General features: G+C 42.8%; 2 protein-coding genes and 1 pseudogene. 2 read left to right on the top strand and 1 reads right to left on the bottom strand.

The genetic code is table 11. The features are described 5' to 3' along the window. Positions 1-201: 201 nt before the first annotated feature. Positions 202-693, bottom strand: coding sequence for a hypothetical protein (locus H6F92_RS08805; RefSeq protein ID WP_061433061.1), 492 nt, complete (start codon positions 691-693; stop codon positions 202-204). Positions 694-885: 192 nt separating this feature from the next. Here H6F92_RS08805 and uvrB point away from each other — a divergent pair, with 192 nt between their 5' ends. Both uvrB and H6F92_RS08795 read left to right on the top strand, forming a co-directional pair. After that, complete coding sequence (gene uvrB, locus H6F92_RS08800; RefSeq protein WP_190357567.1) at positions 886-2,886, top strand: excinuclease ABC subunit UvrB; 2,001 nt, start codon at positions 886-888, stop codon at positions 2,884-2,886. 8 nt (positions 2,887-2,894) lie between these two features. Beyond that, positions 2,895-3,076, top strand: a pseudogene (locus H6F92_RS08795) (flagellar assembly protein H); the annotation flags it as partial.

Here is a 3,076-nt window from a genome sequence, read left to right as displayed (position 1 = left end):
GAAAAATAGGTTGTAATGGGAGACTCTTTGTTTTCCTAGACAAAAATAATTACTTTTTCAAAAAAACACTTTTCTATTTTTTTGTTGGGTATTTTATTCTCTGGAAGTCCCTAATTGCTCAATATCGTGATTAAGTAAAGGGAAAAAAAATAAATTCCCCGTCCGGGACAGGGAAAAAATCTATCTCGATCAACAAAACAATTAATCCAAAAATCCCATTAAAGTTTCGGGATCATCGATTTCATTGGAAGCAACGGGACGATTACCCATGACTGTATAAGTTTCGCTAATATGCAGATGACTGAGAGCGATCGGACGATTGCCAGAGATCGCTAGAGTGCTACTAACTTCCATACCACTAGAGCCGACAGGACGCAATCCACCGACGGAAGAATAGGTACTAACAATTTTCAGATGGCTAACTTCCACGGGACGGCTCCCGGGTAACATTTCATCTTCCGTGAAGTGAAGATGGCTAGTACCAACAGGACGATTTTCGGGTAAGCGATGTTCAGGTTGATAGAATTTTAAGGCTTTGGAAGCCGATTCAGCGTTGTTTTTCACCGAAAGGGCGACCACTTCTTTATCTTTGGCGGTTTTAGCCGTAGTAGCTTTACCGCGTGGGCTGCTGGTCTTTTCTTCTGTGGTTGCTGGGGTTTGAGTCCCGTTCGTTTCTAGATTTTCCACCGTCATAACCTGATACTCCTTTCCGTTAATAGCTTCGGGGAAACGATAAGATTTAAGTTTAGGGTATTCTCGAAGACTTTTAATCTTTTTTTAAAATCCTCTCTAATATTAAGATACATCTTTCTTTCCCCAAAACCCTATAAGTGTTGGTAATTTGATTGATAATTTATTTTGCCTGTTCTCTACACCTAGCCGCTAATGACCGCTTTTCAACTACAAGCACCCTTTCAACCCACCGGGGATCAACCGGCAGCGATCGATAAATTGGTAGATTCCCTGCAAAACCAGCAGCGTTTCCAAACCCTCCTAGGGGCAACCGGCACCGGCAAAACCTTCACCATTGCCGCTGTGATCGAGAAAATCGGCAGGCCTACCCTCGTCCTTGCCCATAATAAGACCCTGGCGGCCCAATTATGCAACGAATTGCGGCAATTTTTCCCCAATAACGCCGTGGAATACTTTATCAGCTATTACGACTACTATCAGCCGGAGGCTTATATTCCTGTCAGCGATACCTACATCGAAAAGAGTTCTTCGATTAATGATGAGATCGATATGCTGCGCCATTCGGCCACGCGATCGCTGTTTGAACGCAGGGATGTGATCGTCGTCGCTTCCATTAGTTGTATTTATGGTTTGGGAATGCCGGCGGAATACCTGAAAGCGGCGATTTCCTTAACAGTTGGTCAAGAGTTCGACCAAAGGCAATTATTACGGGCCTTGGTGTCAGTGCAGTACAATCGCAATGATTTAGAGTTAACTCGCGGCCGTTTTCGTCTGAAGGGCGATATTTTGGAAATTGTTCCCGCTTACGAGGATCGGGTGATTAAAATTGATTTTTTTGGCGATGAGATTGAAAGTATTCGTTATCTCGATCCCCTGACGGGGGAAGTTTTGCAAAAATTAGAGCGAATTAGTATTTATCCGGCCCGTCACTTTGTTACCCCGGAGGAACGTTTAGAGGTGGCCTGTCGGGATATTAAAACCGAGTTAGATAACCGTTTATTGGAGTTAGAAAAAGCGGGCAAATTACTGGAAGCGCAACGTTTGGATCAGCGGACTCGTTATGATTTAGAAATGTTGCAGGAAGTGGGTTATTGTAATGGCGTGGAAAATTATTCGCGGCATTTAGCGGGTAGGTTAGCGGGGGAACCGCCGGAATGTTTGGTGGATTATTTTCCCCAAGATTGGTTATTAGTTGTAGATGAATCTCATGTCAGTGTGCCGCAGATTCGCGGAATGTATAATGGCGATCAATCACGAAAAAAAGTTTTGATCGATCACGGGTTTCGTTTACCCAGTGCTGCGGATAATCGTCCTTTGAAGTCGGAAGAATTTTGGCAGAAAGTTAATCAGTGTATTTTTGTTTCGGCCACTCCGGGAGATTGGGAATTAGCACAGTCAGAAAATCGCATTGTTGAACAAATTATCCGACCGACGGGAGTTTTAGATCCAGAGATTTTTGTGCGACCAACCGAGGGACAAGTGGATGATTTATTAGGGGAAATTAAGGAGCGAGTGCGTTTAAATGAACGGGTTTTGATTACCACTTTAACTAAACGCATGGCGGAAGATTTAACCGAATACTTGCAAGAAAGGGGAATTAAAGTTAGATATCTACATTCGGAAATTCAATCAATTCAACGGATTGAAATTATCCAAGACCTGCGAGAAGGGGTCTTTGACGTGCTGATCGGGGTGAATTTGCTTCGCGAGGGGTTAGACCTGCCGGAAGTGTCTTTAGTGGCGATTTTAGACGCAGATAAGGAAGGATTTTTAAGGGCTACCCGCTCTTTAATTCAAACTATCGGCCGGGCCGCTCGTCATATTCGCGGTCAGGCAATTCTTTACGGAGATAATCTCACCGATAGTATGATTAATGCGATCGAAGAAACCAAGAGACGGCGAGCTATTCAACAGGAACATAACCAAAAACATGGGATTATTCCGCAATCGATTGTTAAAAGGTCGAGTAATTCAATTTTGGCTTTTCTGGATATTTCTCGTCGCCTAAATTCCCAACAATTAGAGCAGGTTTGTGAGAATATAGAAGAACTTTCTTTAGAACAAATTCCCGAGTTAATTCAACAACTAGAAGCGCAAATGAAAGAAGCGGCGAAAAATCTAGAATTCGAGTCAGCAGCTAAATATCGTGATCGGATTAAGCAATTACGAGATAAGTTATTAAATCATGTTTAGATAAACCTATGACTAGATTTATTCATGACCAGTTTGCCAAAGATTATCTCGAAGAATTATTATCTTCTCTGGGAGAAGTAAAATCGGCACGGGTTGTACGAGGAGAAGTACGAGAAATCGATGTCTGGTTTTCACCCCAGATTCTCGATAATAATCCTAGAGAACTGCTGGGATTACTGGGAAAAATGGC

The sequence above is a fragment of the Microcystis wesenbergii FACHB-1317 genome (assembly GCF_014696875.1).
GTDB lineage: Bacteria > Cyanobacteriota > Cyanobacteriia > Cyanobacteriales > Microcystaceae > Microcystis > Microcystis wesenbergii_A.
The sequence above is the reverse complement of the archived record's forward strand: the minus strand, read 5'-3'. Positions and strand labels throughout refer to the sequence as shown.

Excerpts from the sequence above, each read along its gene's own strand:
- uvrB (WP_190357567.1), top strand. The coding sequence starts at position 886 with ATGACCGCTTTTCAACTACAAGCACCCTTTCAACCCACCGGGGATCAA.
- H6F92_RS08805 (WP_061433061.1), bottom strand. The coding sequence starts at position 693 with ATGACGGTGGAAAATCTAGAAACGAACGGGACTCAAACCCCAGCAACC.